The 21,542-nt window shown below is 73.4% G+C and carries 21 protein-coding genes and 1 riboswitch; of the genes, 15 read left to right on the top strand and 6 right to left on the bottom strand.

The annotated features are described in order from the left end of the window. Together B5D66_RS02985 and B5D66_RS02980 are read left to right on the top strand one after the other, a co-directional pair. Positions 1-423, top strand: a 423-nt coding sequence (locus B5D66_RS02985; RefSeq protein WP_235000664.1) for a hypothetical protein, incomplete at its 5' end; no start/stop codon positions are given. Further along, the gene (locus B5D66_RS02980; protein ID WP_078759984.1) at positions 420-1,343 is read left to right on the top strand and encodes an FKBP-type peptidyl-prolyl cis-trans isomerase; all 924 of its coding nucleotides are present in this window, start codon (positions 420-422) and stop codon (positions 1,341-1,343) included. The genes B5D66_RS02985 and B5D66_RS02980, both read left to right, overlap by 4 nt. Positions 1,344-1,383: 40 nt before the next feature. Here B5D66_RS02980 and B5D66_RS02975 read toward each other — a convergent pair whose 3' ends face one another. The 3 genes from B5D66_RS02975 to B5D66_RS02965 form a co-directional block, all read right to left on the bottom strand. After that, on the bottom strand, positions 1,384-2,358 hold the full coding sequence (locus B5D66_RS02975; RefSeq protein WP_078759983.1) for a hypothetical protein: 975 nt from the start codon (positions 2,356-2,358) through the stop codon (positions 1,384-1,386). Further along, entirely contained in the window at positions 2,355-2,702 is a 348-nt protein-coding gene (locus B5D66_RS02970) for a GntR family transcriptional regulator (RefSeq protein WP_078759982.1), read from the bottom strand. The genes B5D66_RS02975 and B5D66_RS02970 overlap by 4 nt, the downstream gene beginning before the upstream one ends. 93 nt (positions 2,703-2,795) lie before the next feature. After that, a complete protein-coding gene (locus B5D66_RS02965; RefSeq protein WP_078759981.1) occupies positions 2,796-4,844 on the bottom strand; it encodes a primosomal protein N' in 2,049 nt (682 codons plus the stop codon). A gap of 165 nt (positions 4,845-5,009) precedes the next feature. Here B5D66_RS02965 and fmt point away from each other — a divergent pair, with 165 nt between their 5' ends. Continuing rightward, positions 5,010-5,942: a methionyl-tRNA formyltransferase gene (fmt, locus tag B5D66_RS02960; RefSeq protein WP_078759980.1), complete on the top strand. Its 933-nt coding sequence runs from the start codon at positions 5,010-5,012 to the stop codon at positions 5,940-5,942. Positions 5,943-6,074: 132 nt separating this feature from the next. Beyond that, entirely contained in the window at positions 6,075-7,520 is a 1,446-nt protein-coding gene (locus B5D66_RS02955; protein WP_078759979.1) for an RsmB/NOP family class I SAM-dependent RNA methyltransferase, read from the top strand. Positions 7,521-7,594: 74 nt separating this feature from the next. On the opposite strand, the gene B5D66_RS02950 is transcribed toward B5D66_RS02955, so the two are convergent. Further along, a complete protein-coding gene (locus B5D66_RS02950) occupies positions 7,595-7,846 on the bottom strand; it encodes a hypothetical protein (RefSeq protein ID WP_078759978.1) in 252 nt (83 codons plus the stop codon). Positions 7,847-8,146: 300 nt separating this feature from the next. Here B5D66_RS02950 and rpe point away from each other — a divergent pair, with 300 nt between their 5' ends. From rpe to B5D66_RS02895, 11 genes are all read left to right on the top strand, one after another. Next, a complete protein-coding gene (gene rpe / locus B5D66_RS02945) occupies positions 8,147-8,812 on the top strand; it encodes a ribulose-phosphate 3-epimerase (RefSeq protein WP_078760050.1) in 666 nt (221 codons plus the stop codon). 130 nt (positions 8,813-8,942) lie between these two features. Further along, positions 8,943-9,073: riboswitch (FMN riboswitch) on the top strand. Positions 9,074-9,182: 109 nt separating this feature from the next. Next, the gene (locus tag B5D66_RS02940; RefSeq protein ID WP_078759977.1) at positions 9,183-9,812 is read left to right on the top strand and encodes a riboflavin synthase; all 630 of its coding nucleotides are present in this window, start codon (positions 9,183-9,185) and stop codon (positions 9,810-9,812) included. After that, entirely contained in the window at positions 9,809-10,492 is a 684-nt protein-coding gene (pnuC, locus tag B5D66_RS02935) for a nicotinamide riboside transporter PnuC (RefSeq protein ID WP_078759976.1), read from the top strand. Before B5D66_RS02940 ends, pnuC begins: the two co-directional genes overlap by 4 nt. Positions 10,493-10,551: 59 nt before the next feature. After that, positions 10,552-11,805, top strand: a complete 1,254-nt coding sequence (locus B5D66_RS02930; protein ID WP_078759975.1) for a bifunctional 3,4-dihydroxy-2-butanone-4-phosphate synthase/GTP cyclohydrolase II — start codon at positions 10,552-10,554, stop codon at positions 11,803-11,805. A gap of 46 nt (positions 11,806-11,851) precedes the next feature. Beyond that, complete coding sequence (gene ribH, locus B5D66_RS02925) at positions 11,852-12,334, top strand: 6,7-dimethyl-8-ribityllumazine synthase (protein WP_078759974.1); 483 nt, start codon at positions 11,852-11,854, stop codon at positions 12,332-12,334. A 151-nt stretch (positions 12,335-12,485) separates the two neighbouring features. Continuing rightward, positions 12,486-12,884, top strand: a complete 399-nt coding sequence (locus B5D66_RS02920) for a PH domain-containing protein (protein WP_078760049.1) — start codon at positions 12,486-12,488, stop codon at positions 12,882-12,884. A gap of 226 nt (positions 12,885-13,110) precedes the next feature. Then, positions 13,111-14,049 carry an AAA family ATPase gene (locus B5D66_RS02915; RefSeq protein ID WP_078759973.1) on the top strand — a complete coding sequence of 313 codons (939 nt, stop codon included), beginning with the start codon at positions 13,111-13,113 and terminating at the stop codon, positions 14,047-14,049. A gap of 6 nt (positions 14,050-14,055) precedes the next feature. After that, the gene (locus tag B5D66_RS02910) at positions 14,056-15,198 is read left to right on the top strand and encodes a vWA domain-containing protein (RefSeq protein ID WP_078759972.1); all 1,143 of its coding nucleotides are present in this window, start codon (positions 14,056-14,058) and stop codon (positions 15,196-15,198) included. Then, a complete protein-coding gene (locus tag B5D66_RS02905) occupies positions 15,191-16,357 on the top strand; it encodes an XdhC family protein (RefSeq protein ID WP_078759971.1) in 1,167 nt (388 codons plus the stop codon). Before B5D66_RS02910 ends, B5D66_RS02905 begins: the two co-directional genes overlap by 8 nt. Positions 16,358-16,509: 152 nt before the next feature. Next, positions 16,510-17,046 (top strand): hypothetical protein, encoded by a 537-nt coding sequence (locus B5D66_RS02900; RefSeq protein ID WP_078759970.1) that lies wholly within the window; start codon positions 16,510-16,512, stop codon positions 17,044-17,046. Between the two features lie 148 nt (positions 17,047-17,194). After that, the gene (locus tag B5D66_RS02895) at positions 17,195-17,815 is read left to right on the top strand and encodes a nucleotidyltransferase family protein (protein ID WP_078759969.1); all 621 of its coding nucleotides are present in this window, start codon (positions 17,195-17,197) and stop codon (positions 17,813-17,815) included. A gap of 24 nt (positions 17,816-17,839) precedes the next feature. Here the strand turns inward: B5D66_RS02895 and B5D66_RS02890 are convergent, their stop codons facing one another. Both B5D66_RS02890 and B5D66_RS02885 read right to left on the bottom strand, forming a co-directional pair. Further along, positions 17,840-18,787, bottom strand: a complete 948-nt coding sequence (locus B5D66_RS02890; protein ID WP_078759968.1) for an aldose 1-epimerase family protein — start codon at positions 18,785-18,787, stop codon at positions 17,840-17,842. A 106-nt stretch (positions 18,788-18,893) separates the two neighbouring features. After that, positions 18,894-21,488 (bottom strand): protein kinase domain-containing protein, encoded by a 2,595-nt coding sequence (locus tag B5D66_RS02885; RefSeq protein ID WP_078759967.1) that lies wholly within the window; start codon positions 21,486-21,488, stop codon positions 18,894-18,896. Between the last annotated feature and the right edge of the window lie 54 nt (positions 21,489-21,542).

Raw genomic sequence — 21,542 nt, 5'->3', positions numbered from 1 at the left:
CCTCGATGGGAGGTTCCGGATCCTACGGTGTCTCCGCCTGAGGCGTCTTTGGAGGGGTTCGCGGAGTTCAGTGACCTGTCGTTGCCTGAGGGGATGCGGGAGGTCAGTGTGGATTCGGGGTTCGATGATTACGGGCGGGTCGTCTATTGGATCAGCTTTGTGATCGATGATCATGAGGCCGCGGAATCCGTCTGTGAGCAGGTAGGGAATTTCCTGTCATACGGTGATGTTTTGGCCGAGCGTGAACGGGAGCGGCTTCGGATCGATCCTGCGGATCTGGAGCGCTACCCGGGGCCTCCGCGGGGTTGCGAGGCCCTTGTCGGTGATTTCAGTACGGAGGTCATGGCGGTGGTCTTGTATCCGGATCCTTCGGAGGAGGGGCCCGCCAAGGTCTACATGTCGGAGTACGAGGTATCGCGGTGAGGCGGGAAGGTCTGGCCGGGGCGGTCGTCCTTCTGGTCCTGGCCGCTACGGGATGCGGCGGTGAGGCGGATGCCTCGGAGCTTCCGGAGATCTCGGGCTCCTTCGGTGCGGAGCCCAGGGTGGGGGAGTTCGGCCCGCTTCCCGATGGGGTCGTCATCGACACGGTGATCGAGGGGGAGGGGGATCAGGTCGGGGCCAACGCGCTGGTCGTCGCCGACCTCGTCTCCTACGACTGGGCCGAGGGCTCCCCCGGCGAACCCGTCTTCTCCTCCCACGCGGTGGGAGAGCAGGTCCTGCTCTCCACCGAGGAGTTCGCCGCCTACGTGCCCGAGGGCGCCGGTTCCCTGTCCGGCCATCGTGAGGGGACGCGCTTGGCCGTCGCGGTTCCAAAGGGTTCCTCGGAGTCCGGACCACCGGACGGGAGTGAGGGGGCCGGCCTGCACGTCCTCGACATCGTCACGCACTATCCGGCCGCGCGGACCGTCGAGGGCGAGATGCGTCCCGTCTCGGACCCGGACCTGCCCTCGGTCGAGCAGGAGCCCGGGAGCGAGCCGCGGATCGACGTCCCCGACGGCGATCCCCCCACCGAACCGGTGGCGGTCCCCCTCATCGAGGGGGAGGGGCCACAGATCCGGAAGGGGGATCGTGTCGTCGTCCAGTTCACCGGGGTGACCTGGGACGACGGTGCCGTGTTCGACAGCACGTGGGACTGGGGCGGGCGTCCGACGGCCTTCCCGGTGGGAAGCGGGCAGATCGTCCCCGTCTGGGACGCGGAGCTTCCCGGGGTGAGGGTCGGCAGCAGGGTGATGCTCGTCGCTCCACCCGAGTACGGCTACGGCGCGGCCGGTGGCAAGGAATCCCTGGGGATCTCGGAGGACGACACCCTGGTCTACGTCGTCGACGTGCTCGGCGTCCACTAGAGGCCGCCGCCCTCCGCCCCGTGGCGTCGCGCCGTTCGACTCAGCGCTCGGACCGATCCCCCGCGACGAGGGCGTTGATGAGGGAGGCGCCGCGCTCGGCGTCGTCCACGCTGACGGTGAACCGGCCCCCGGAACGGTAGTCGATGACCAGGCACTCCCCGGCGCGCAGCATGACGGTCATGTTGCCCGGACGCCCCCGGATCCCCCATCCGCCGACGTGACCGGGGGTGCGCTGCTGTGCCCTGGCCCGCGCGATCCTCTCCGGTGGGATCCGGTGGACCGGCCATCCGAAGAGACCGAACGCCACCGCGACGCCCTGTTCGGTCACCCGTACGTTGACCGACGAGGTGAACAGGCCGACGAGGCCCAGGATGACGGCCAGGCCGATGAGACCACCGGCCTCTCCGCCGGCGACGCCGCCCGTCCACAGGGTGGCCAACACCAGGCAGAAGGATCCGGCGGCCAGGAGGGCGAGCCAGGGGTTGGCGCCACGGCCCACCCACACCGATCGCCGGCCGGGACGGAGGCGCAGCTCGGGCGGCTGCCGCGTGGTGTCGGTGGGGACGTCGGGCGCGCCGCGGCCGAGCCAGCCGGCGAGCACGCCGGTGGCGAGCGACGCGGCCATCACCACCGCCACCCCCCACTCCTTCAGGTCGGCACGTGACCAGGAGGAACGGTCCAGGTTGGCGTCCAGGGTGAGCAGGGAGAGCCCGACCAGGAACACGCCTCCACCGATGAGGAATCCCCACCAGTACACCCGGCCGGACCGGTGAGTGAGCGTCTGTCCCCATAGCGCCAGGCCGATCGCGATCGCGACGCCGACCAGCCACACCGCGACCGGTAGGACGGTGAAGGTGAGCAACGGGGCGGAGCCGTCGGCTCCCGCGCCGCTCCAGTGGATCGCCACGGGGTCGGGCAGGCGGTCGCGTAGCGCCAACGGCGGGGCGGCCAGGGCGGCCCCCACCAGCGTCCCCCACACCCCCGCGAGGATCGGCGCTCGAATCCGGTCGGTCATGGCAGCTCCTTCAGGATGTCGATGAGGTCGTCGCGCCCGTAGCCGTAGCGCGCGGCCTCGTCGAGGAGGTCGCGTGCCCGTTGCTCGATCAGGGCCCGCCCGGCGGGACGCTCCGCCACGGTGACCCCCCGGCCGCGCCGGAATTCGAGGATCCCCTCGTCGCGGAGGTCGCGCAGCGCCCGCAGGACGGTGTTGGCGTTGATCCCGAGCGCCGCGGCGAGCTCGCGCGCGGGAGGCAGCCGATCGCCCGGCCGGTATCCACCCTCGCCGACGGCGCGTCGGATCGCGCCGGCGACCTGCTCGTGGAGCGGCCGGGGATCGTTCAGATCGAGCGTCAGCAACATGGTGCTATCAACATTAGCACCAAATGGGGATGGGGCGCCGCGATGTGAGACGTAGATGAAGCCGGGCGGACCGCCAGGGACGCGGCGGCCCGCTCAGATCACGTCGAGGGGGTCGACCCTGACCTGGGCCAGACGCTCGTCCCGGCGCGCGCTGCGCGCCGCCGCCGCGGCCTTCAACGCGGCGGCCAAGGACCCGGCCTCGCCTCGCGGGACACGCAGCAACGCGCGCTCGGTCGCCTCGTCCCTGCCCGGGCTCCCGACCGGGACCGGTCCCAGCAGTTCGGCCTGCCGCGGCAGGTCCAGTCCCTCCACGAGCTCCCGGACCCGCGCGGCATCTCCGGTGATCGACGCCATGGTCACGGCCGGCGGGAAACCCAGTTCGCGGCGCTCGGCGAGCTCCCGTTCGGCGAACCCTCCCGGATCCCAGCGGATCAGCGCCTGGGTGACCGGCAGGGACGGGTCGGCCAGCACGACGACCTGTCCGCCCTCGGTGGCCGGGCGCACCAGCGCCGCCGCGTTGCACCAGCGACGTAGCGCCTCCTCCGCCGCGCGCAGGTCGGCGCGGCCCAGCAGGGCCCAGCCGTCCAGCAGCAGCGCCGCCGCGTATCCACCCTCGGCCGCGGGCTCGGCTCCCGGGGTGCTCACGACCAGGGCGGGCCGGGGACCGACCTCGGTCAACACCTCCTCGCGGCCCGACGTGCGCACCGGGAGCGAGGGGAAGGCCCGCCCCAGTTCCTCCGCCGTTCGCCGCGCCCCCACCACGTTCGCGCGCATCCGCCGGTGATCGCACGACGGGCAGCGCCACTCGCCGCAGATCCGGCCGCACCAACGGCAGTAGGGCATCGCGTGCGCGCTGCGCAGGGAGAGGGGACCCTGGCACGTGTCACAACGCGCGGGGGCCCGACAGCTCGCGCAGGCCAGGGCGTTGAGGTAGCCCCGTCGGGGGACCTGGACCAGCACGGGGCCCTCGCGGGCGGCCTCGCGCGCCACGCGCAGGGCCAGACTGGGCAGCCGGGCCGAACGCGCGGCCTCGTCACGGGCCAGTTCGACGTCGTCGCCCGCGGCGCGTATCCGCGGCGCCCTGCGGCGCAGCAGCTCCCGGTCGGCGGTGAGGGGGAGGGCCCAGCCCGTCTCGATGAGCCGGGCGGCGTCGCTGGTCCGGGTGAACCCGCCGATCAGGGCACCCGCGCCGGCGCGGTGCGCGCGCATGGCCAGCACGGTGCGGGCGTGCGGATAGGGGGCGTGGGGGTCGGCGTGGACGTCGTCGCCGTCGTCCCACAGCACGACCAGGCCCAGGTCGTGGACCGGCGCGAACATCGCCGCGCGGGTGCCCACGACGGCACGGGCGCGTCCGCGCAGCACCGCCAGCCAGCGGCGGTAGCGTTCGGCCGGGCCGAGGTCGGCGGTCAACGCGACGTGGTGGTCCGGCCCCAGCAGGGAGCGGAGCGCGGCGTCGACGACGGCGACGTCCCGGCCGTCGGGGACGACCACGACGCAGCCGCGTCCGGCCGCGACGGTCGTGGCCGCGGCCACCGCGATCGCGTCGGCCCACCCGGGGCCGGGCAGCGCGTTCCAGACGGCACGCGGCGGCGGGCCCGACGACAGGGCCGCCAGGAAGGCCGCCCCGTCCCGGTACTCCGCCCACGGTCCGGGGGCGGGTGGGGGCGGCGGGGGCGGCACCTCGCCCACGGGCTCCTTCTCCACCCGGGCGTGCCGCGGAGGGATGGCCAGGCGTAACACGTCGTTGAGCGTGCCGGCGTAGTGGTCGGCGACGGCTCGGGCGAGTCCGTGGACCTCCGGGGTGAGCACCGCTTCGGAGGAGACCACCTGGTGCAGGTAGGACAGGCGGCCGGTGAAGTCGGACTCGGCCGCGCGCTCCACGAGGAAACCGTCGAGCACCTGGTTGTTGAACCGGATCCGGACCCGGCATCCAGGGACCGCCTCGGCGTCCATGGAATCGGGGACCAGGTAGTCGAACGGCCGGTCCAGGTGGGGCAGCGGGGTGTCGACGACCACGCGCGCGACGGGCAGCGTGTCCGCGGGGCGGCGCCGGGCGGGGGCCGCGCCCGCGGTCCTCTTCGGGGCCGCCGCGCGGGGCACGTCGAAGAGGGCCTCCTCATCGGGGCCGGGCTGTGTGGTCATCACTGCCAGTCTTACCAGAGGGGAGCGACCGTCCCAGCTGAGCGTCCTGCGGGCCGGGGGCGGGGATGGGCCGGCGCAGGAACCCCGGTCCCGGGAGCGGCCGGACTAGACTGGCCGCGGCGCGCCGCCGGTCAGATGTCGAACGTTGAAGGTGTGGGGTCGTACATGAGGTTGGTCTTCGCCGGCACGCCCGAGGTGGCGGTTCCGTCCCTGGAGGCGTTGCTGGAGTCCCGCCACGAGGTCGTCGCGGTCGTGACCCGTCCCGACGCGGCCTCGGGCCGTGGCCGCAGGGTGTCGGTCAGCCCCGTCGCCCAGCGTGCCGCCGAGGCGGGGGTGGAGGTGCTCAAACCCGAGAAGGCGAGCGATCCGGCCTTCCTCGACCGGTTGCGGGAGCTCGCGCCCGACTGCTGCCCGGTGGTGGCCTACGGCGCGCTGCTGCGTCAAAGCGCGCTGGACATCCCCCGCCACGGTTGGGTCAACCTGCACTTCTCGCTGCTGCCGGCCTGGCGTGGCGCGGCGCCGGTCCAGCACGCCGTGCTCCACGGCGACGACGTCACCGGCGCGATGACCTTCCAGATCGAGCCCGACCTGGACTCCGGTCCGGTCTTCGGCGCGGTCACCGAGCCGATCGGTCCGCGTGACACCAGCGGTGACCTGCTGGACCGCCTCTCCCGTAGCGGGGCGGGCCTGTTGGTGCGCACCTTGGACGGGATCGAGCGCGGTGAGCTCACCGCTCGACCGCAGAGCCCCGATGGGGTCTCCTACGCCCCGAAGCTGACGTCCCAGGACGCGCGGGTGGACTTCGAGGCCCCCGCGATGCGCGTGGACCGCCTGATCCGGGCGTGCACGCCGGCCCCCGGGGCGTGGAGCACCTTCCGGGGGACCCGGATCAAACTCGGTCCGGTCGTGCCGGTCCTCGACGCCCCGGCGCTGCCGCCGGGTCGTCTTTCCGCGGACAAGAAGCGCGTCCTGGTGGGCACCGCCACCCACCCCGTCGAGCTCGGCGAGGTGCAGCCCCAGGGTAAGCGGCTGATGTCGGCCGTGGACTGGGCCCGAGGCGTCCGCCCGGGCGCCGACGAACGCCTCGGCGGGGAGTGAGCGGAGAGGGCGCCGCCGCGCGGCGGTCGGCCCCTGTTCCGTCCGCACTGACCTGTGCCTCTCTGTACCCTCGATGGGTGGCCCGCGATCTCGGGCCGCCCAGTTCCCGCTTGGCATGAGGCTGATACGACCGTGAGTGACCGTTCCCGTTCCCCCTATCGTCCCGCGCGCCGGGGCCCCCGGCCCGCCGGAGGGCCGCCCACGCCCAAGGACCCGGCCCGGCGGATCGCCTACGACGTGTTGCGAGCGGTGGACACGCGGGACGCCTACGCCAACCTGCTGCTGCCGTCGCTGCTGCGCGAACGCGGGGTGAGCGGCCGCGACGCCGCCCTGGCGACCGAGCTGACCTATGGCGCGCTGCGCCGCCAGGGCACCTACGACGCGATCCTGGACGCCTGCGTCGACCGCTCGCTGCGTTCGGTGGACGCCGAGGTGCTGCCGCTCCTGCGGCTGGGCGCGCACCAGCTGCTGGCGACGAAGATCCCGCCGCACGCCGCGGTCAGCGCGACGGTCGACGTCGCGCGCAGGGTCGTCGGCCACCACCGGGCCCGTTTCACCAACGCGGTGCTGCGCAGGGTGAGCGCCCGCACGCTGGAGGAGTGGACGGCGATCGTGGCTCCCGAGCGCGCCGTCGACCCGGTCGGTCACCTCGCGGTCGTGCACAGCCACCCGCGCTGGATGGTCGAGGCGCTGGCCGCGGCCCTGGGCGAGGATCCCGGGGGCGACCTGGCCGACACCGAGCGCCTGCTCGTCGCCCACAACGAGCGCCCTCGGGTGACCCTGGTCGCCAAACCGGGCCGTGCCGCGGTCGCCGAGCTGATCGAGGAAGGCGCGCAGGAGGCCCGCTACTCCCCCTTCGCCGCCTACCTGCCCGAGGGCGATCCGGCGGCGCTGCGGTCGGTGCGCCAGCGCCGCGCGGCGGTGCAGGACGAGGCCAGTCAGCTGGTGGCGTTGGCGCTCACCCGGGTCCCGGTCGAGGGCGCCGACACGCGCTGGCTGGACATGTGCGCCGGCCCCGGCGGTAAGGCGGGCCTGCTCGGCGGGCTGGCCGGACAGCGCGAGGCTCGGCTCCTGGCCGCCGAGGTGCAACCGGCCCGGGCCCGTCTGGTGGCGGGCGCCGTTGAACGGTCGGTGCGTGACGCGGCCCGTGTGGTCGTCGCCGACTCCACCCGCCCGGCCTGGCGTGACGGCGTGTTCGACCGGGTGCTGGTGGACGTGCCCTGCACCGGGCTGGGGGCGCTGCGGCGCCGTCCGGAGTCGCGGTGGCGGCGTAGCGAGGCCAGCGCGGCGGAGCTGGAGCCGATCCAGCGCGCCCTGTTGGATCGGGCGTTGGACGCGACCCGGCCGGGGGGCGTGGTCGGTTACGTGACCTGTTCCCCCCACCTGGGCGAGACCGAGGGCGTGGTGCGCGCGGTGCTGGCCGGGCGCTCCGACGCGGTGCTGCTGCGCGCGGCCGACCATCTCGCGGAGGTGCCGGAGGTGGCGGCGGGCGACTTCGCGCAGTTCTGGCCGCACCGCCATGGGACCGACGCGATGTTCCTGGCCCTGCTGCGCAAGGCGCCGGCCGACGCGCGCTGACCCCGCCCCTGGCATACGCGTCGGCCGTGGGGAGCGGTGCGGGTTCCCCACGGCCGGCGCGCGCCAGGGCGGGGTCAGGCCGTTCCGCTGGTGACGTTGCCCGACGCGGAACCGTGGTGGCCGCTGTGGCTCCAGGACTTGGAGTAGTAGGCCTTCCCGTCCTTGACGTAGGAGACCACCTGGTAGGAGTGGGAGCCGTGCGGCCCGGAGCCGTTGGCCTCCTTGGCGTAGTAGACGTCGGCCGACGCGACGGCCGGGGCGCCCAGGGCGAGCGCGGAGACGGCGATCCCGGTGAAGGCCAGGCGGCGTAGAACGATCGTTTTCATACTGGGTTTTCCCCTCTGGCAGGAGGCGTCGTCGGCTTCGTTGCCCGGTCTGTCATGGACCGCTCGCTTCCGACCCGGTATCGGGAGGAGAGAGGTGATTTTCCGGGCCACGCCTCATAGTGGGCTCTCGCGCATCAAAACCCAACAGAGGAAGGGCCTGGTCATGACAAAGCCATGCCGGGAGACGGTAAGGCGGAGTTGACCGAGCCCCCGCCGCCGGACGCGGGCGAGCCCACCCCCGCACGCGCCCGCAGCGGGCCGGTCGGCCCGGTGCCGTGCGGCCACCCTAAACTCGGGACCGTGGCAATCCAGATCTCACCCAGCATTCTCTCCGCCGACTTCGCACATCTCGCAGACGAGGCGGCGGCCGTCGCCGACTCCGCCGACTGGCTGCACGTCGACGTCATGGACAACCACTTCGTCCCCAACCTGACCCTGGGGCTGCCCATCGTGGAGGCTTTGCACAAGGCCGCCACACTGCCGCTGGACTGCCACCTGATGATCGAGGACCCCGACCGCTGGGCCCCCGCCTACGCCGAGGCCGGCGCGGGCAGCGTCACCATCCACGCCGAGGCCGCCCGGGCCCCCGTGCGCACGCTGCGCTCCATCCGTTCCCAGGGCGCCCGCGCCGGGCTCGCGCTCAACCCGGCCACGCCGATCGAGCCCTACGCCGAACTGCTGCCCGAGCTCGACATGCTGCTGCTCATGACGGTCGAGCCCGGCTTCGGCGGACAGAAGTTCCTCGACGTCGTCCTGCCCAAGATCCGCCGTACCCGCGAACTCATCCGCGACCGCGAGGCGGCCGTGTGGCTCCAGGTCGACGGCGGGGTGAGCGAGGAGACGATCGAACGGTGCGCGGAGGCCGGCGCGGACGTCTTCGTCGCGGGCTCCGCCGTCTACGGTGCCCAGGACCCGGCCGGCGCGGTCGAGGCGCTGCGCGCCCGGGCCGAACGGGCGGCGGGCTGACCGGCCCTCCCACCGGCGACTTCGCGTGGCCGGTCACCACGGAGGTGGTGGCCGGCCACGTCCGTGTTCCCGCCCCGCGCGACGCCGGGAATACCCGGGCGTGGCAAACTGTTGGGCGAGACGTTTTCGAACGCGTGCTCCGGGGTCGGTGAAAGTCCGAACCGGCGGTGACAGTCCGCGACCCGGCCGAAGCCATCGGCCGGTTGAACCGGTGGAATTCCGGTACCGACGGTGAAAGTCCGGATGGGAGGCAGCGCGCGTGGGAGACCGGCTTTCCGTCGTCCAGCACGGCCACGGGAACCCGGAGTCCCGGCGGTCCGCCGCTCACGCACATCCCCGGAGCCTGACCAGGTAAGGGGATGGCTCCCTCGTGTTCACCGGAATCGTGGAAGAACTCGGCGAGGTCGTCGCCGTCGATCCCGTCGGCACCGCCGGCGAGGCCGCCCGGATGACGATCCACGGCCCCACCGTCACCTCCGACGCCCGGCACGGCGACTCCATCGCGGTGAACGGCACCTGCCTCACCGTCACCTCCGTCGCCGACGGCCGCTTCACCGCCGATGTGATGAGGGAGACACTGGAGCGTTCCAGCCTCGGCGCCCTCGTCCCCGGATCCCCCGTCAACCTGGAACGCGCCGCCCGCGTCTCCGACCGCCTCGGCGGCCACATCGTCCAGGGCCACGTCGACGGCACCGGCGAGATCCTGGAACGCGTCCCCGGCGAGAACTGGGAGACCGTCCGCATCTCGCTGCCCGACCGGCTGGCCCGCTATGTCGCGGAGAAGGGCTCCATCGCCGTCGACGGGGTCAGTCTCACCGTCGTCACCGTCGCCCCCGGTTCCTTCGGCATCGGCCTCATCCCCACCACGTTGGAGCTGACCACGCTGGGCCACAAGGGGGTCGGCGCGACCGTCAACCTCGAGGTCGACGTCATCGCCAAGTACGTCGAGCGCCTGGTGGGCGTGGGAACGTCGACGGGTACGGGGGAGGCCGCGCGATGAGCGCCGTCCACACCGGGGTCTGGTGGCTGGAGTGGGCCTACGCGGGGTTCACCCTGTTCGGCGAGCATGTCCGCTGGGCCGACCTCATCGGCAACGCCGCCGCGCTGGGCACGGTCGCCCTGGCGATCCGGCGCACGATCTGGACCTGGCCGGTGCAGCTGGTCGGCACCGTGCTGCTGTTCGCCGTCTCCATCGACGCCCATCTCACCGGCAACGCCCTCAAGCAGGTGATGTTCGCGGTCATCGTCGTCTACGGCTGGTACCGATGGGCCAAGGGAACCCGTGGCGGCGCCGAGCTCCCGGTGCGTCCGGCCACGGCGCGCGAGCGGGGCCTGCTGGCGGGCCTGCTCGTCGGCGGGACCGTCGCGATGGCCTTGCTGTTCGACTACACGGGCGTCTCGTGGGCGCCCTGGCCCGACGCCTTCATCTTCGTGGGCAGCGCGATCGCCACCTTCGGCCAGAGCCGGGGGCTCGTGGACTTCTGGGTGGTCTGGATCATCGTCGACCTCGTCGGAGTCCCCCTCGCCCTGATGTCGGGGCTATGGGTCACGGGCATCGTCTACGGGTTCTTCTTCGTGCTCGCGCTGATCGGCATCCGCGACTGGATGCGCCACTACCGGGCCGACCTGCGAGAGCAGGCGGACGCGCGACACGGCCCCGGCAGCACCGCGTCGGCCTGATGGCCCCATCCCACCATCCCCACCCATTCCACAGTGACCGCAGGACACGAGGAGCATCGATGACGATCGCCGCCGAGCAGCAGACCCCGGCACCGGTCGAACTGGACGACATCGCCGACGCCATCGCCGACATCGCGGCGGGCCGCCCCGTCGTGGTCGTCGACGACACCGATCGGGAGAACGAGGGCGACATCATCTTCGCGGCCGAGGCCGCGACCCCCGAACTCCTGGCGTTCACCATCCGCCACACCTCCGGCGTCATCTGCGTGCCGATGCTCGGCGAGGACCTGGACCGCCTCCACCTGCCGTTGATGACGGCGACCAACGAGGAGAGCATGCGCACCGCCTACACCGTCACGGTCGACGCGCGCACGGGTGTCTCCACGGGGATCTCCGCCGCCGACCGCGCCCGCACGATCCGCCTGCTCGCCGACCCCGCCAGCGTCGCCGGGGACTTCGTCCGTCCCGGACACGTCCTCCCGCTGCGCTACCGGGCCGGGGGCGTGCTCGCCCGTCGCGGTCACACCGAGGCCGCGGTGGACCTCGCCCGGCTGGCCGGGCTGGCTCCGGCCGGGGTGCTCGCCGAGGTCGTCAACGACGACGGGACGATGGCCCGGCTGCCCCGACTGCGGGAGTTCGCCGACGAGCACGGTCTGCGGTTGGTCTCCGTGGAACAGCTCGTGGAGTACCGGCGGCGCACCGAGACCCTGGTCGAGCGGGTCGTGCAGACCCGGATCCCCAACCGCCACGGCGAGTGGCGCGCGGTGGGCTACCGGGGCAGTGTGGACGGTTCCGAACACGTCGCCCTGGTCTACGGCGACATCGGCGACGGCGCCGACGTGCTGGTCCGGCTGCACTCCGAGTGCCTGACGGGCGACGCCTTCGGTTCGCACCGCTGCGACTGCGGTACCCAGCTGGACGCGGCCATGGCCGGTATCGCCCAGGAGGGGCGTGGAGTGCTCGTCTACCTGCGCGGCCACGAGGGGCGCGGCATCGGTCTGCTGCACAAGCTGGAGGCCTACCGGTTGCAGGACGCCGGCGCCGACACCGTCGACGCCAACCTGGAACTCGGTCTGCCCGCCGACGCCCGCGAGTTCGGTACCGGCGCGCAGATCCTCGCCGACCTGGGGGTCACCTCGGTACGGCTGCTCAGCAACAACCCGGCCAAGAGCGAGGGACTCGCCCGTCACGGCGTCACCGTCACCGAACGGATCGCGATGCCCACCGTGGTCACCGCCGACAACCTCCGCTACCTGAGGACCAAGCGCGACCGCATGGGCCACGACCTGCCCGGCATCGCGGTGGCCGACTGAGCGCGTCGCGGGCGCACCGACAACCGGCGAGATCGAGGAGACGCAGATGAGTGGAGCAGGAAGTCCGACCACGGGGATTCCCGACGCCCAGGGGATGACCCTCGGCATCGTGGCGACCAGGTGGAACGCCGAGATCGTCGACTCCATGCTGGAGCGGGCCCTGGAGGTGGCACGGCGGGCGGGTGTGGACACGCCGACCGTGGTCCGGGTCGCCGGGGCGATCGAGATCCCCGTGGTCGCCCAGGAACTGGCGCGCTCCCACGACGCGGTCGTCGCCCTGGGGGCCGTCGTCCGCGGGGGGACGCCGCACTTCGACTACGTCTGCCAGTCCGTCACCCACGGGCTGACCGAGGCGGCGCTGCGCGAATCCAGCCCCATTGCCAACGGCGTGCTGACCTGTGACACCCTGGAACAGGCGCGCGACCGTGCCGGCCTCCCCGGCAGCCGAGAGGACAAGGGGTACGAGGCCGCCGTCGCGGCGCTCGACACTGCGCTCGTGCTGCGCCGGCTCCGCGCCGGGGCCGCCTGAGCGCCGGACCGCCACAGGGGCGGGAGCCGTTGACCGGCGGGTATGAGGGAGAAGAAGCGTGCACCCCGGGAACACCAGAGACGAGGACGCCGTGGACGAGACCGGCGCCGCGCCCACGCCACCCGTGACGTGGCGGCCGCGCAACATCCGCATGGTCGCCTACGGGCTGGCCGGGCTGCTGTTTGTGACCATGGCCGTGCTGGCGCTCATCCTGCCGGCGGACTGGAAGTTCCAGGACCGTGTCGGCCTGCTGCTGCTCGGTGTGCTCTCGGTCGGGGTGCTGCACCTCCTCGCCCGGCCGCGGGTGACCGCCACCGACGAAGGTGTCACGATCGTCAACTCGATCCGCACCCACGTCCTGGTGTGGCCGGAGATCGTCGACGTGCGCATGCCGGTGGGCGAGCCCTGGCCCTCGGTGGACCTGGCCGACGGGTCGACGCTGGCGGTGATGGGGATCCAGAGCAACGATGGTGACCGGGCCCAGCAGAACCTGGCCGCCCTCCGCGCGCTGCTGCGGGAGCGGGGCGAGGCGGCGGAGCCCGGCCACTGAGCGGACGGGTCGCCCTCCGCTGCGGACCGGTCGAGGGGCGGTCGTCGCCGACCGCCCCCTCCCCGCTCGCTTGCCACCCCGGTGTCGCTGAGCAGGCGCGCGGTCCGTCCGAGATGGGCGGATATGTGGTTGACCACGAGAGCGCGACGCCGATTTCGGAGGATCGTGATCATTACGGTGGGCCCCCACCGGGCATAGCCTGGCCACGAGCACGGGAGGGGTGCCCATGACCAGTTCCCCCGCGGTCGCCGCGATCGCCGGGCCCGACGCGCTCGCCGCGGCGCTGGACGCCCGCGACTATCTCGCCGACGAGGGAACGGCCACGGCCTGCTTCCTCGCGTTGCGCATGGCCCGCCCCCTGTTCCTGGAGGGCGAGCCGGGAGCGGGCAAGACGGGGCTCGCCCAGGCCCTGGCCGAGGTGCTCGGCGGTCCCCTCATCCGGTTGCAGTGCTACGAGGGGATCGACGCCGCCCAGGCGCTCTACGACTGGGACTACCCCCGTCAGCTCCTGCACCTGCGGGCCGCCCAGGTCGCGGGCGCGCACCAGGCCGACGAACTGGAGGCCGGCCTCTACGACCGCCGCTTCCTGCTGGCCCGCCCCCTCCTGCGGGCGTTGGAGAGCACCGGTCCGGTGCCCGCTGTCCTGCTCATCGACGAGATCGACCGGGCCGACGACGAGTTCGAGGCGTTCCTGCTGGAGTTCCTGTCGGAGTTCGCGATCTCCATCCCGGAGCTGGGAACGGTGCGCGCCGAGGTGCCGCCCGTCACCGTCTTGACCTCCAACCGCACCCGCGAGGTCCACGACGCGCTCAAACGCCGATGCCTGTACCACTGGATGGCCCAGCCCGACCCCGAGCGCGAGGTGGCGATCATCGGCCGCCGCCTGCCCGGGGTGGCCGAACGGCTCGTGCGCGAGGTGGTCGAGGTCGTCCAGCGGCTGCGCGCCCCCCGCGGCCGCGGTGCCGACCTGGTCAAACCGCCCGGTGTCGCCGAGAGCATCGACTGGGCGGCCGCGCTGGCCGAGCTCGGCGCCCGGGAGCTGTCCCCCGACCTCGCCGCGCGCACCCTCGGCGCGCTGCTCAAGCACCGCGAGGACCACGAGAACGTCACACCCGACCTGCCCGGTCTGATCTTCGGGCGGCGGCCCACGGGGAGCGCGGGGTAGGCGGCCATGGCCTTCGACCGTGACGCCCGGGACCTCGCCAGGTCCCTCCTCGACCTGCCGCGCGCGTTGCGCGCCGCCGGGGTGCGCGCCGACCCCGCCCGCGCGCGGGCCTTCCTCACGGCGGTGGCCGAACTCGGCGTGGGCCGGCCGAACGCGATCTACTGGGCCGGCCGGATCACCCTGTGCTCAGGGCCGGAGGACCTGGAGCGCTACGACGCCTGTTTCGCCCGGCACGTCGAGGCCGGACTCCCCGGTCCCCCGACGGGCGGGGAGGGATCGCAGACGTTCCGGGCCCCGGTGTGGCATCCCGCGCCGCGCAGGGAGCGCGGCGCCTGTGACGCCCCCGAGCACGCCGTCGCGGCCTGCGACACCGAGGTGCTGCGCTCCCGCGACATCGCGACGCTGGCTCCGGCCGAACGCGCCGAGGTCGCGCGGCTGCTCAGCCTGGTGGAGAGGCGCGGCCCGCGTCGTCGGTCCCGGCGCACGGTTCCGGCCCGGCGCGGCCGGCCCGACCTGGCGCGCACGGTCCGCGCCATGCCGCGCCGCGGGGGCGAGGCGCTGCATCTGGTGCGCGGCGCCCGCCGTCTGCGCCCCCGCCGCGTCGTAGTGCTGATCGACGTGAGCGGTTCGATGCGGCCCTACGCCGACGCGCTGCTGCGCCTGGCCCACGCGGTCCTGCGCGGACATCCCGGCCACACCGAGGTGTTCGCCGTGGGCACCCGGCTGACCAGGCTCACCCCCGGTCTGGCGGCCCGGGACCCGGCCGCCGCGCTCGCCGCGGCCGGCAGGGCCATCCCCGATTGGGGAGGCGGGACCCGTCTCGGCGCCGAGCTCAAGGAATTCCTCGACCGTTTCGGGCGCCGCGGTATGGCTCGCGGGGCGGTCGTGGTTATCGCCTCCGACGGCTGGGAACGGGGCGACGCGAACGAACTCGGTGTCCAGATGGGCCGGCTGGCCCGCCTCGCCCACCGCGTGGTGTGGGCCAACCCGCATCGGGGACGGCCGGGCTACGAACCGCTCACGGCGGGGATGCGGGCCGCCCTGCCTCATGTCGACGATTTCGTGCCCGGGCACAGCCTGGACGCGCTGGAACGGCTGACGGCCGTCATCATCGGCGGAACCGTCAGGAGAGGAGCAACCCGTGCGTGACATCCGCAACACGGTGGCGGAGCTGTACGCCACCGGCGAGACGTTCGCCCTGGCGACGGTCATCGACACCTACCACAGCGCGCCCCGCGACGCCGGCGCGGCCATGGCGGTGACGGCCGGGGGCGAGGTCGTGGGCAGCGTCTCCGGAGGCTGTGTGGAGGGCGCGGTCTACGAACTCGGTCAGGAGGTCATCCGCACCGGACAGCCGGCGCGCCGCACCTACGGTGTCAGCGACGACGACGCCCTCGCCGTCGGCCTCACCTGCGGCGGCACCCTGCACGTCCTGGTCGAACCCGTCGACCCCCACCGTTTCCCGCGGCTCGGCGACGTCATCGACGCGGTCAACCAGCACCGCCCCGTCGCGGTGGCCACCGTGGTCTCGGGGCCGGGACGGTTCGGCGCGCGCCGCGTGCTGTGGCCGGAGGGGGCCGAGGGAGACCTCGGATCCCGGAGGCTGGAGGCGGCCGTCGACGACGACGCGCGCGGCATGCTCGCCCAGGGGCGCACCGGCATCCTGCGCTACGGGGCCGACGGCCAGCGCCGGGGCGACGAACTCGAGGTGTTCGTCCAGTCGTTCGCGCCGGCGCCGCGCATGCTGGTGTTCGGGGCGATCGACTTCGCCGCCGCCGTCGCCGACATCGGCGCCTACCTGGGCTACCGGGTCACGGTGTGCGACGCCCGGCCGGTCTTCGCCACCCCCAAGCGGTTCCCCCGCGCCGACGAGGTCGTCGTCAAGTGGCCGCACGTCTTCCTCTCCGAGATCGAGGACGAGATCGACGAGCGGACCGCGATCTGCGTGCTGACCCACGACCCCAAGTTCGACGTCCCGGTGCTGGAGGTCGCGTTGCGCACGCCGGCCGGCTACATCGGCGCCATGGGCAGTCGGCGCACCCACGAGGACCGGCTGGCCCGGTTGCGGGAGGCGGGGGTGCCCGACGAGCGGTTGGAACGGTTGCGTTCACCGATCGGCCTGGACCTGGGGGCGCGCACCCCGGAGGAGACCGCGGTGTCCATCGCCGCGGAGCTGATCCAGGTCCGCTGGGGAGGAAGCGGTCGGCCCCTCTCCTCGACGGCCGGACGGATCCACCACGAGTCCGCGCGCCCGCAGCGCCGACCTGCCTTGGTCGGGGGACCGCGCGAGGAGACGATACGGGAATGAGGCGCGGGCGCCCTTCTCCGGAACCGGCTTTCGCGGCGCCGTGACCGGCGGTTTCGCCGGCGGGGACGACAAACTCCCCGGGCGGGCGTTGCAACCCGCCGTGAGCGGGAAGTTCCGCCAAAGAGCGGAAAACAAGAGCCGAGGAGGCGGTCATGCCGTCGTGGGGCTGGGCCGGAGCCGTGCTCATCGTGGCGTTCGCGGTGTTCGGATGCTGGTTGTTGGTACAGCGCACCAAACGACCGAGGAAGTTCTTCCGGGGAGGGTTCGCCGATCCCCTCCGCGACGAGTTGCCACCCGAGGAGCGCACCACGCTCGCGCCGCAGACGGTGAAGGAGCCCACTCGGCGCAGTTTCCTGGAGACCACGATCGATGAGGAGGCCGCCGCCCTCGTCGAGGGGGACGGGGAGCGCCATCACACGCCGCCGTTGACGACGAACCTGGACCGCGAGGCCGCCGCCCTCATCGACGAGCAGGTGGGCGATTCCAGTGAGGGGACGGGGGCCAGGCCCCGGGAATCGGTTCCGCCGGGCGACGCCGACCCGACCCGTCCGCTGTCCTCGAAACCCCGGGGACCGGTGGGGGACCCCCAGGCGCGTGAAAGCGCGCCCGCCCCCGCTGAGGAGCCGGCGTCGGGCATCCCGCTGCCCCGCCCGCGACGCCGTATCAGGTGGCGCAGAGGTCGAGTCTGACCGGCCACAAGCGGCCAAGCCGGCAGGTGAATCGGGGGCCGAGGGCGGGTACATCAACGCGCCATCGCATAGATCACGGGCATAACGGGCGTGAAGCGAGAGTCGCAGATGCAACCTGCCAGAGCTTGTCGCATGGCATCATCGCGGCATGACGACACGGGAGCGTGACGCCGAGACCACGTCGGTCGCCGGACTGTTACTGGCCGCGGGGGAGGGCAGCCGCCTGGGGCGCCCCAAGGCCCTGGTCGAACTGGAGGGGGAGCGGCTCGTCGACCGGGGAGCGCGCATCCTGCGTGAAGGCGGATGCGACCCGGTCTACGTCGTGACCGGGGCCGCCGACGTGACGGTCGAGGCGGCGGTCACGATCCACAACCCCGACTGGGCCGACGGCATGGGTTCCTCGCTGCGCATGGGCCTGGCCACGCTCCCGCCCGGTGTCGACGCGGTGGTCGTGGCCCTGGCCGACCAGCCGCTGGTCACCCCGGCCGCGATCGGACGCCTCCTGGGCGCCTACCGCGAGGGCGCCCGGGCCGCGGTCGCCACCTACTCCGGCAACCTCCGCAACCCGGTCCTGCTGGGAAGGGAACACTGGCCGAGCGTGCACGCGCTCGCCGAGGGCGACGTCGGCGCCCGCCACTTCCTGCGCGCCTACTCCCACCTGGTGACGATGGTCGCCTGCGACGACGTGGCCCGCCCCGACGACATCGACACCCCCGAGGACCTCGACCGGATGCGGGCCCTGCTGGCCTCCGGCGAGAACCGGCCCTGAAAGATCCCGCGCGGTGTCGTCGCGTCACGCTCGGTCCCCGTGCGCGGGGACCGGATCGACCCGGCGGATACCGTAACGGGACTCGGTCGTCTCGCCAGGGGCCAGCACGATCAGATCGGTGCCCGAGGCGAACCCGTTGGGCGGGCAGGTCATGGGCTCCACCGCGAGCTGACGACGGCGCACCCCGGGCTCCAGCACATCAGAGCTGAACACCTGCAACCAACGGTAGGAGGCGTCGGCCCACAGGGCCACAGCGTGGTCCCGATCCGACAGCACGGTCCAGGCCAGACCGTCGAGACCGCGCCGCAGGTCGGTGAACGCGGTGTCGAAGACGGTCTCGCCGATCCGGTGGGCGGAGGTGAAGTCCAGCGGCGTGCCCCGCACGGGCGTGGGCGGGCCACAGGGCAGCAGGCGCTCGTCCACGGGCAGGTGGGCCCCGGCCGGCAGCGCCAGAACCGCCTCGTCCACGACCGAGCCGACCGTCAGGTAGTTGTGCGTGCCGTTGCCGTAGGGCGCCGGATCCGCTCCGGCGTTGCGCGCGCCGATGCACACGCTCAGCCCCGTCACCGGGTCCAGGTCATAGCGCACCGACAACTCCAGCCGGAACGGATATCCCGGCGCGCCGTCGAGCACGTGGGTCAACAGCGCGTCGGTCGAGGAGATGTCGGCGGGCAGCCAGGCCGCGGAGTGGGTGAGGCCGTGGAGCGCGGTGGCGCGTCCGGGCTCGGTGATCTCCAGGCGGTGCTCGACACCAGCGAAGGAGTAGCAGCCGTCCCCGATCCGGTTGGGCCAGGGCAGCAGCACCTGCCCCTGGAAGGCCACCGGCGCCTCCCCAGGGGGGTAGCCCCACACCAGGTCGCGGTCCCGCCAGACCAGGCGTTGCAGCGCGGCCCCGCGCCGATCGATCGACGCCTGGTAGTCACCGGCGGCCAGCTCGATCGTGTCGGTCCCCACTGTCGCCTGACCGCTCATGTGTCCCACCGCTCTCACATCCGATGTCGACCATCGGCGATCATAACCGTCCGGCCCGGGGCGGCGGAGGATCTGGGCGGCGCCGTCCCTCCAAAGCCCGGCGGCGCTATCCGAGGACCAGGCTGAGGGGGATGAGCACCCCCATCCCCACCAGGAAGAAGCCACTGGACAGCAGGCGGACCAGCATCACCGCCGACCCCGCCACGGCCAGGCGGCCGGCGACGAGCCGGGTACGGGCGCGGCGCCGCTGGCCCGCCGCGACCCGGCCGGCCACGAACAACCCCGACCCCAGCGCCACGGGGAACCACCACACCAGCCCCGCGCCGGCGGGGAGCAGGCCCAGCAGCGATGTGGCCAGCTCGGCGACGGGGGAGACGAGGGCGCTCCCGCGCAGTGCGGTCAGCGCCTCGTGGGCCGAGGCGATCCACGGCTGGTCGCTGTAGAGGCCGCGGGTGTGCCACAGCAGCAGGCCGCTCCCGTCGAGGAGACCCAGCAGGGCGGCGGGGTAGGCGAGGCGGCGGCACCGGCCGGCCCGCATCGCGCGCTGGAGGCGCTCCATGTGGCGATCGATGCGTTCGCTCTCGGACAGCCGCCGAGGGCGCAACCGCTCCCAGGGCGAGCCGGACCGCCCGTCGGGGGCGGCGGGGGCGGCGGAACGGCCCGCGCCGGTGACGCGCTCGCGCGCGCTCGCCCAGCCGTCGCTCAGCGCGGTGCCCATCCGTTCGCGGCGTCCCCGCCACAGCGCCCTGCTGTCCGCGCGCTCGCGCTGGCGCAGCAGTTCGCCCTCGCGCGCCGCCGTGGGCAGCGTCAACAGGGCCATCACCAGCGCCGCGTTCGTCGTGGTCACACCGCCCCGGCCCTTCAGCGCGATCCGGCGCTGCTCGCGCCACCAGGGGACGCGCGGCGCGTCGCTGCGGTGGGCGGGGTGCCAGGACTGGGCGCGCAGCAGCCGGCGGTAGTGGCCCGCCGAGTCGGGGTCCAAGACGAGTTCCACCGCTCGCGCCCAGCCGGCGTCCCACTCGTGGCGGCCCGGATGGACGGTTTCGTGATCGTCGCGGGCGGCGAGGCCCGCGACGGTGGCCTCGACCTGACGCATGATGAGGGGAACCTCGTGCTGCACGCGCTCCAGCAGCGCGCACCGGTTCGTCCCCTCGGCGCGGCAGGCGGGGTGGTCGCACCAGTGCCGCGCGGCCAGGCCGAGCGCGCCCAGCTCGACCGCCTCGCGCAGCGCGGCGTGCCGGCTCCCCTCGCCGGTGGCCAGGGCCAGCACCCCCTCGGCGGTCACCTCGTGGCCGCGGTAGCGCGGGGGCATGCCCGGCACGAACCTCGCCGCCAAGGCGCTGATGGCCACGTGCACGCGCTCGGGGTGGGCGTCGAGGACGGTCAGATGGGCGCGGTCGAAGGTGTAGTCGTTGACCTCGCGGTCCAGCCAGGTGCGCAGCGCCGGCCAGTGGGTGCGCAACCAGACCTCGCCCTTGTCGGAGCGGTCGAGGAGGTCGAAGGCGAGGCTGGGGGGATCGTCGTGGGAGACGTCGGCGAACTTGATCGGCGCGTGCCGCCTGGTCTTGACCACCTGCGGCCGTTCCCCGGCCAGCCACTGCGTGACCTCGGCGTACCCCCAGCGGTCCCGGGGGACGGGGGTGAGCAGTCCGCGGGCCAGCAGCCGCCACCGTTCGTCGGGGATCGCCGAGACGTCGACCTCGCTGTTGCGGGCGGTCAGCCAGTTCTCGCCGCGCTCCGGCCGCCTCCCGGTCATCAGCTCGTGCACCATGATGCCCAGCGACCACCATGCGGCGGGCGCCTCGCGGCGGCCCTCGACGACCTCGGGCGCCGCGTAGGCCTCGGTGATGGCCAGCCCGCCGTAGACGCGGCTCATCGTGGCGCGCACCGCGCCGCCGAAGTCGGTCAGGGCGAACACCGGCGGGTCGGTCGCGCGGACGAGGAGGTTCTCCGGCTTGACGTCGGTGTGGTTGTGCTGGAGGGAGTCCTGCCAGTGGTGCAGGCACTGGGCGACCGCCGCGACGATGCCGCGGGCCTCGTCCTCGGGGAGGGGGGAGCGGTCCATGATCGCGCGCAGGGATCCCTCGGCGAAGTACTCCTGGGCCTCCCAGGCCACTTCCTCGCCCCAGGCGCTGCGCGCATGCCCGTAGCCGTGGATGGCGGGCGTGTGGGGGTCGGCGGTGCCACGGGCGCGCAGCCGGTCGAGCAACTCGCGGTTGATGTCGTGGCCGGGCCGGTAGACCTTCAGCGCGACGCGGGGCCGCGGCCCGCCGGCGCCGCCCTCGGAGGCCGCGCCGATCGGCTCGGCGAGGTAGACCACCGCCTCGCCGCCGGAACCGATGTGGCCGAGCACCTCGTAGGAGCGGCGGAGCTCGGCCGGGACGGCGTGGTCCAGGTCGCCGGCCGGGCCGATGACGACACGGGAGACCAGCCGCGCCAGCCAGTCGAGCAGGGGGCGCAGCAACCGGCGCCACCACGGCTGTGACGAGGTGGGGGAGGCGGTGGCCCCAAGGCGCCGGGTGTGTACCGCGGTCTCGCCGCCCGGGGCCGGGGCCGGCGCTACCCTGGTCCGGTTCCCGGGCCGGAGCAGGGCGGTGACCCGGCGGGTCCGCTCCTGGTCGGGGGCCGACCGGGGGCCGGCCGCGGCGGGTTCGATCCGCTGGGTCGGTGCGGTGGGGTCGGAGGGGTCGGGTGTGGCCATCGTGGGAACGGCGTCTCTCCGCTCGCTTGGAAAAGCTGGGTCGCCCCTCCAGGG

It is taken from the genome of Marinactinospora thermotolerans DSM 45154, assembly GCF_900167435.1.
GTDB classification, from domain to species: domain Bacteria; phylum Actinomycetota; class Actinomycetes; order Streptosporangiales; family Streptosporangiaceae; genus Marinactinospora; species Marinactinospora thermotolerans.
The sequence above is the reverse complement of the archived record's forward strand: the minus strand, read 5'-3'. Positions and strand labels throughout refer to the sequence as shown.

Excerpts from the sequence above, each read along its gene's own strand:
- B5D66_RS02975 (WP_078759983.1), bottom strand. The coding sequence starts at position 2,358 with ATGACCGACCGGATTCGAGCGCCGATCCTCGCGGGGGTGTGGGGGACG.
- B5D66_RS02970 (WP_078759982.1), bottom strand. The coding sequence starts at position 2,702 with ATGTTGCTGACGCTCGATCTGAACGATCCCCGGCCGCTCCACGAGCAG.
- B5D66_RS02965 (WP_078759981.1), bottom strand. The coding sequence starts at position 4,844 with ATGACCACACAGCCCGGCCCCGATGAGGAGGCCCTCTTCGACGTGCCC.
- fmt (WP_078759980.1), top strand. The coding sequence starts at position 5,010 with ATGAGGTTGGTCTTCGCCGGCACGCCCGAGGTGGCGGTTCCGTCCCTG.
- B5D66_RS02950 (WP_078759978.1), bottom strand. The coding sequence starts at position 7,846 with ATGAAAACGATCGTTCTACGCCGCCTGGCCTTCACCGGGATCGCCGTC.
- pnuC (WP_078759976.1), top strand. The coding sequence starts at position 9,809 with ATGAGCGCCGTCCACACCGGGGTCTGGTGGCTGGAGTGGGCCTACGCG.
- B5D66_RS02930 (WP_078759975.1), top strand. The coding sequence starts at position 10,552 with ATGACGATCGCCGCCGAGCAGCAGACCCCGGCACCGGTCGAACTGGAC.
- ribH (WP_078759974.1), top strand. The coding sequence starts at position 11,852 with ATGAGTGGAGCAGGAAGTCCGACCACGGGGATTCCCGACGCCCAGGGG.
- B5D66_RS02920 (WP_078760049.1), top strand. The coding sequence starts at position 12,486 with ATGGTCGCCTACGGGCTGGCCGGGCTGCTGTTTGTGACCATGGCCGTG.
- B5D66_RS02915 (WP_078759973.1), top strand. The coding sequence starts at position 13,111 with ATGACCAGTTCCCCCGCGGTCGCCGCGATCGCCGGGCCCGACGCGCTC.
- B5D66_RS02910 (WP_078759972.1), top strand. The coding sequence starts at position 14,056 with ATGGCCTTCGACCGTGACGCCCGGGACCTCGCCAGGTCCCTCCTCGAC.
- B5D66_RS02900 (WP_078759970.1), top strand. The coding sequence starts at position 16,510 with ATGCCGTCGTGGGGCTGGGCCGGAGCCGTGCTCATCGTGGCGTTCGCG.
- B5D66_RS02895 (WP_078759969.1), top strand. The coding sequence starts at position 17,195 with ATGACGACACGGGAGCGTGACGCCGAGACCACGTCGGTCGCCGGACTG.
- B5D66_RS02890 (WP_078759968.1), bottom strand. The coding sequence starts at position 18,787 with ATGAGCGGTCAGGCGACAGTGGGGACCGACACGATCGAGCTGGCCGCC.
- B5D66_RS02885 (WP_078759967.1), bottom strand. The coding sequence starts at position 21,488 with ATGGCCACACCCGACCCCTCCGACCCCACCGCACCGACCCAGCGGATC.